We start from the raw sequence: 6,420 nt of genomic DNA, 5'->3' as shown, positions 1-6,420 counted from the left end.
TTTTTTCATCAAAATCATTTTAAAAACAAAAAACTGAACTTAGTCGAAAAGTTTGTGTGAATATTTTGCGTGAATTTCTTTGTGGAAAATCTTTGTGTTGATTCTTTAAATTCAACATACATAAATTCTTTCTGAATTGACGCAAGTTGAATTAAAGTTACTACGAAACCACAACAACGGTTTTATTCAATTTTGCAGGCTTGGTTTTTTTCTATTTTGGAATTTTTTTAATCTAAAATTTGTCTATATTTGTTAAGGCTTGGTTATTAATCAGCAAAACTGAAATAAAGCCGCGAACCGTTAGCACACATACGAAACAAACTATGAACAAAACATTTAACTTTTTGATTTTATTATTATTTGTCGCATTTACAGTCAATGCGCAAGAAACAACTTTATATGATAGTCAAGGAAATGCAAGAGCATATATTGATTATGATGAAGATGCAACCATCTATTTGTGGAACGGAAAACCAGTTGCTTTTTTAGAAAATGATGGAAATGATATGTGTGTTTTTGGATTTAACGGAAATTTTTTGGGTTGGTACGAAGACGGAATTGTGCGAGATGATGGAGGAAATGCAGTTGGAGCAAGAAAAGGAGCAACTAATATGATGACAAATATTGAACCTATGAAAAGTATGCAAGAAATGTCGCCAATGAGACCAATGACACCAATAACACCTATTAAACCATTATTCACTAACAGTTGGAGTTCAGAATCGTTAACCGAATTCCTTTATTCAGGTAAAAATTAAAATTATGAAAAAAGTATTACCAATTATTTTTATGCTTATATCTTTTGTGGCTTTTGCACAAAATAGATATTCTAAAGTTACGACATCAAGCTATACGCCAATGTCATCAAGCGAAATTTCCAATGTTGCAATGACCTTGCAAAAAAGGTATGATGCAAATCAAAAATATCTTTATAATATGAAGAAGTGGATTTTAGAATTAAAACCACAAATTTCTGAAAATGGTTTTTTATCAAGACTTGATAAAGAATATAATGATTTAACCAAAATAGAAGATGGCGATTTAGCAAGAGCAACAAAATATTTAAATCAAACAGAAAATGCTATTCGAGAAATAATATCAGATTACAATATTTGGGTAAATCAACAAAATAATAACAATCAATCAAATTCATCTAATAGTCAAAACAATGATGTGAATGTTAATTATGCTGATAAAGGATTTCAACTTCAAAAAAATGAAAAATTTGCAGATGCAATTTTTAATTACTCAAAGCATCTTGAAAACGACCAAAATAATACAGACGTTTTGTTTTTAAGAGCTATGTGTAAAAGTGAGCTAAATGACAGATATGGAGCAATAAATGATTATGACAGGATTATTGAATTAGAAAAAACAGCTAAACCGACTATTTATAAAATGTCAACAGTTTATAACAATAAAGCTTTTTGCTTGGTAAATCTTAAAAATTACGAAGATGCTCTACCTCTTGTAAATAAAGCTTTAGAATTGGACGAAACAGAGGCTTACATTTGGGACACAAGAGGAGAACTATACTATCATATTGGAGAATATGAAAAGAGCGTAAATGATATGGACAAAGCACTTAAAATCGAAAAAAATGCAAGTTCATATTATTATAGAGGATTATCTTATTTAAAACTTGATAAAAAATCAAAGGCTTGTTCTGATTTTTCAAAAGCTGGCGAATTTAGGAAATAGTAAAGCTTATGACGAAATAACTAAAAACTGTAATTAATGGAATTAAATAAAAACCAAATTCAAGATTTAAGACACAAAGATTTAGAAACAACTGTCGGTAAGCTAATAAAAATTACACTTGAAAATCCAATGAAAATAAAAGGAATTGATGATGAACAAACTATATTAATTGGCAATGTTAATCATATTGGATTAAGTGCAAATTCACCACATTTACCTGTTGACATAAACATCACAATTACAGGAACTGAAATAACAAAAAACGTAAATATTTTCAAAATGGAAAAACTGGAATGGGAATAAGTACGTGTGCTAACAACGTATATAGCTCATAGCTAATTAGTTGCTTAATCGAAGTTAAGGTATATTTGCGAGTCCGCCAAATTTTTAAATTTGGCTTATTGAGAAAAAAAGATAATAAGAAAAATTTAAAAATTCGGCTCGTGCTTCATCCGAAACTATTTGTTTAATTTGCACGCTACGAGCCATATACAGAGACGTTGGCAGACAGTGCCAGAAAACGCAAAAAAAAAAATAACAAAAAATAAAATATATGAAGAACAGTGCTAAATTTGCTTTAATTTCAATTTCCGCTTTAATATTATTCTATTTTACAGATATATTGACTTTTTTACCCTTTTTTATATTCTTATTAATTTCTTTAATAATTACTGCTTTTTGGTCAAGTAATGAAACCAAAGAAGAGAATAATAATTATAAAGAAAAAGCAAAAAAAGTATTAGATGAATTAAAAGATTTTGAAGCAGAAAATATAACACTTTCAGATTTTTCTGGAATGTCAGTAGCATTTGATAATAACAGAAAGAAAATTTGCTTTGTCGACGCAGTTTATAAACCTTGGATTTATAATTTTTCAGATATATTAGAAAGTGAAATTGTAATTGACGGGCAAACAGTTACTAAAAAATCTGGAACTATTGGAAGAAGTGTTGTCGGTGGAATTTTAGCTGGTGGTGCAGGAGCAATAATTGGAGGAACAACTGGTTCGACAACAACAAATGAAAAAATTAATTCAATACTTGTAAAGATTACTATCAATAATACAATAAATCCAATTTTTAAAATAATTTTTTTAAATACAACAATAGAAAAAAATAGTATTCTTTACACAATTCCTTTTACATCATCAGAAAAATTACATGGAATAATTGCTGGATTTATCAAACAAACTGAAAATAAAAAAAATGAACCTAAAGAAAATAACCTTACAATATCAGATGAATTAATTAAACTAAAAAAATTAGTAGATGATGGAATACTAAATGATGAAGAATTTCAAATTCAAAAGAAAAAGCTATTAGATAAAAATTAAAACCGTCTGCCAACACTGGTTTTGCAAAACGGTTTAGGCTTGGTTTTTCCTTCGGAAAAACCTCTATGAATCGAAAATTTGTTTTATATTTGTGAAGGTAAGTGTAGAATTCAAACCGCTTCGCAAAGCCAATACACGTTATGGGCAATTTTAAAAATCGAAACTCCTAATTAACAACGACAATGAGAAAAAATCAATTTGTATTAATAATTATCTTAATTATCAGTTCAATAAATCTTTTTGGACATACCAAAAACAATAAATTTGAACAATCACTAAATGAAGTTCAGAGATGGTTCAAAGCTTGGGATTTAGTTTATAATGATGTTTATGCACTTAAAGAAATAAAACCAGTTGAGTTTGTTTTGTTTGACGACACATATGTTTATACAACTTCAAAAATAACTGGAAAAGATGGTGTTAATATTATTGGACCAGATTTGACAGGTATGCCTTTAAGTTGGATAAAAAAAATGCATAATGGAAAAATTACTTTACCAGATAATTCAGAAATAGAAGTACGGATAACATCATTTGCCTCACAACTTGAAAATGGAAGCCCATATTTTGTTATGCCCTTAACAAGTTTTTGGCTTAAAAATAAAGTTGATGACCACGGAATTGGTATAGAAACTTTGGTAACTTGCGTTTTCTTACACGAGTTTGGACATACTCAACAATTACAAAGCCTTAATGACATTGGCGTAGTTATGGATGAGTATAGCAAATTACATCCCGAAGACAATTTAAATGACGATATTTTGCAATATTATTATAAAAACGACAGTATATATTTGAAAGATTATAAAATTGAAGCGGATTTGTTTAGACAAGCAGCATTAGAAAAAGACAAAAGTGAATGTGTAAAATTATCTAAAACTGCATTACAAATGTTAAAAGCAAGACAACAAAAATGTTTTGAAAAAGACGGAAGAGATATTGCAAAAATGGATAATTTTTTTTTAACATTAGAAGGTATCGGACAATATACAGCATTTGCTTGGCTGGTAAATCCAAAAGGTGGAAACCTTTCTATTGAAAAAGCATTGTTAGGAATTAAAACAAAATGGTGGTCGCAAGAACAAGGGTTTGACACAATATTTTTACTTTCAAGATTTATGAAACCAAAGAAAATATCCAAATTTATGTTTGGTAAAGTATTAACGACGTCTATTGATTTATTAGAAAAAGAAGTAAGAAAATGAAAAACTGCCCATAACAGCGGTTTTGCGAGATTGCGAAATATGTAGTAAATTCACGCTTATCATTCGCAAGAAATTCTATCTTAGCAGAAAAATATCGGTTCCGAAGTTCGCAACCTCGCAAAGCCGCGAAACGTTGTGGGTAATGAAAAATAATAAAATGAGAACTTATTCATTCATATTTGCTATCCTGTCGTCAGGATTCACTTTTAGTCAGAACGAAACCTTTATTTCTGAACAAGGAAAGGTTATTGATTCTCTAGAAATAAAAAATATCGAGAATTTAGTTGATTCAATTCGAATTGATAAGACCTTGATGAAAATTAGTATTGACAGTATTTCATTGCCTAGTAAATTTTCTGATGAACAAGAATTATATGAGGCTGACATCTATTACAAAAACAATGAAATAGTAAGAATTACTTTATCACAATATGGCATTAATTTCGCTTTTCAATATAGTGTTGGAGGTTCAATTGTTGATTATTTTTTAAAGAATAATAAATTGATTTTTGTGGACGAAAAATACATAGACAATAGCAGAACTGGTTATTGTGGAGCAATTGAGATGAATAACAAACTCTATTATAACGAGGGTGAATTGATACAAACCAGGACAAATGGTGTGTGTTATGTACCACGAATCAAGTTGAAATGGTTGGATAGTATTTTTGAAAAAGTCTACCAGATTTCAATCGACAAAATTAACTAAAGACACTACCCACAACAATGTATATAAAAAATAGGCGAATTAGGAGTAAATTCAAGGCTTGTGGCTCATATCAAACTTTGTGCTTAACCGAAAATTTGTTACTTCGAAACCGCCTACTTTTCATATACGAAACGTTGTGTGTAATTTGAGAAACCGAACTAAAAACAAACTGAATGGGAATATTTGGAAAACTCTTTGGAAGTAAAAAACTAAAAACGACTGACTCTGATTTTGGAGAAATTGAGAGTTTTAGTACGAGAGGAAATGATGTTGGTTGGCAAGTGAATAAAAGATTTTTGGATTCTGATATTGAAATTCTTGTTGCAGGAAATAAAGACGGAATATCTGAAAATCAGAAGCGGATTTTACTCAATGCTCTGAATAACGAAGCGGAAATAAAATCTGAAGCGGAAAAAGCACTTAAAGAACAATTTGAAAATGCAGAAATGGAATTCATATCGATTGAAAAACATTTTGAACTGAAAGGAATATCTGTAAGTGACGAAGGATTTGAAATGGCTTTTCAGGAAATAGAAGGTCAAAACTACTTTTTCAATGTTCATTTTGAGAATAATAAGCAAGTTGGAGTTTCGACTGACGGATAGAAATCGGAATAAAAACTACACACAACACCGGTTTTATTCAATTTTGCAGGTTTGGTTTTTTTCTATTTTGGAAGGTTTTTAATTCAAAAATTTATCTATATTTGTTAAGGCTTGGTTATCAATCAGCAAAACTGAAATAAAGCCGCGAACCGTTGGCTGTAATTTGAAAAAACGTAATGCAAGAAAAAATTAAAGACTTTTACGACAATCAAAAATTCGCTAGAATTAAAAGAAAAATTGACGAAGATTTTGAAAAAATAAGTCGTGGCTATATTGTTGATTTTTCAAATGACTTTGTTATAATTCAGGAATGTGATGATTTCAAACTTCTTGGATTTAATATTATTCCTATTAATAACATTATAGAAATTCGATATAATAATAATGACAAATATTATGACAAAATAATGTCTTTAGAAAACGAAAAGGAAAATATTGGACTTAAAACTAAAGTGGATTTAAATGATTGGAAAACAATATTTCAATCTTTGCGAAAAAATAAAAAAAATGTAATAGTTGAATGTGAAAATCCAGAAATTGATAGTTTCACAATTGGACCAATAAAACGAGTTACGGAAAAGAATGTGTTTATTCAATATTTTAATGCTTCAGGTCTTTTAAACGAAAAGTTTACAAAAATTGAATTTGTGGATATTACTAAAATTATGTTTGACGATAGATATATTGATGTTTTTAGTAAGTATTTAAGAGTACGAAAAAAATAAAAACTACAGCCAACACCGGTTTTGTTCAATGGCTTAAGCTTGGTTTTTCCTTCGGAAAAACCTCTATGAATCATAAATTTGTTTTATATTTGCTTTGGTAAGTGCTTAATCAAAGCCACTGAAACAAAGCCGAGAACCGTTG

General features: G+C 29.2%; 8 protein-coding genes. All 8 read left to right on the top strand.

The genetic code is table 11. The features are described 5' to 3' along the window. Positions 1-323 precede the first annotated feature (323 nt). Positions 324-758: a 4-fold beta flower protein gene (locus G507_RS16770; RefSeq protein WP_035666018.1), complete on the top strand. Its 435-nt coding sequence runs from the start codon at positions 324-326 to the stop codon at positions 756-758. A gap of 4 nt (positions 759-762) precedes the next feature. Next, positions 763-1,701 carry a tetratricopeptide repeat protein gene (locus G507_RS0109445; protein ID WP_026717255.1) on the top strand — a complete coding sequence of 313 codons (939 nt, stop codon included), beginning with the start codon at positions 763-765 and terminating at the stop codon, positions 1,699-1,701. A 36-nt stretch (positions 1,702-1,737) separates the two neighbouring features. Then, positions 1,738-2,004, top strand: coding sequence for a hypothetical protein (locus G507_RS0109440; RefSeq protein ID WP_026717254.1), 267 nt, complete (start codon positions 1,738-1,740; stop codon positions 2,002-2,004). A gap of 250 nt (positions 2,005-2,254) precedes the next feature. Next, positions 2,255-3,034 (top strand): SHOCT domain-containing protein, encoded by a 780-nt coding sequence (locus G507_RS17365; RefSeq protein WP_051191588.1) that lies wholly within the window; start codon positions 2,255-2,257, stop codon positions 3,032-3,034. Positions 3,035-3,216: 182 nt separating this feature from the next. Next, entirely contained in the window at positions 3,217-4,239 is a 1,023-nt protein-coding gene (locus tag G507_RS0109430) for a hypothetical protein (protein ID WP_026717253.1), read from the top strand. Positions 4,240-4,381: 142 nt separating this feature from the next. Further along, positions 4,382-4,948, top strand: a complete 567-nt coding sequence (locus G507_RS0109425) for a hypothetical protein (RefSeq protein WP_026717252.1) — start codon at positions 4,382-4,384, stop codon at positions 4,946-4,948. A 173-nt stretch (positions 4,949-5,121) separates the two neighbouring features. Next, on the top strand, positions 5,122-5,553 hold the full coding sequence (locus tag G507_RS0109420; protein ID WP_026717251.1) for a hypothetical protein: 432 nt from the start codon (positions 5,122-5,124) through the stop codon (positions 5,551-5,553). 176 nt (positions 5,554-5,729) lie between these two features. Beyond that, on the top strand, positions 5,730-6,278 hold the full coding sequence (locus tag G507_RS0109415) for a hypothetical protein (RefSeq protein ID WP_026717250.1): 549 nt from the start codon (positions 5,730-5,732) through the stop codon (positions 6,276-6,278). The last annotated feature ends 142 nt before the right edge of the window (positions 6,279-6,420 follow it).

Origin of the sequence: Flavobacterium gelidilacus DSM 15343 (assembly GCF_000422685.1) — a bacterium.
Lineage (GTDB): Bacteria > Bacteroidota > Bacteroidia > Flavobacteriales > Flavobacteriaceae > Flavobacterium > Flavobacterium gelidilacus.
Note: the sequence above shows the minus strand (reverse complement) of the source record. Positions and strands in the feature narration are given on the sequence as shown.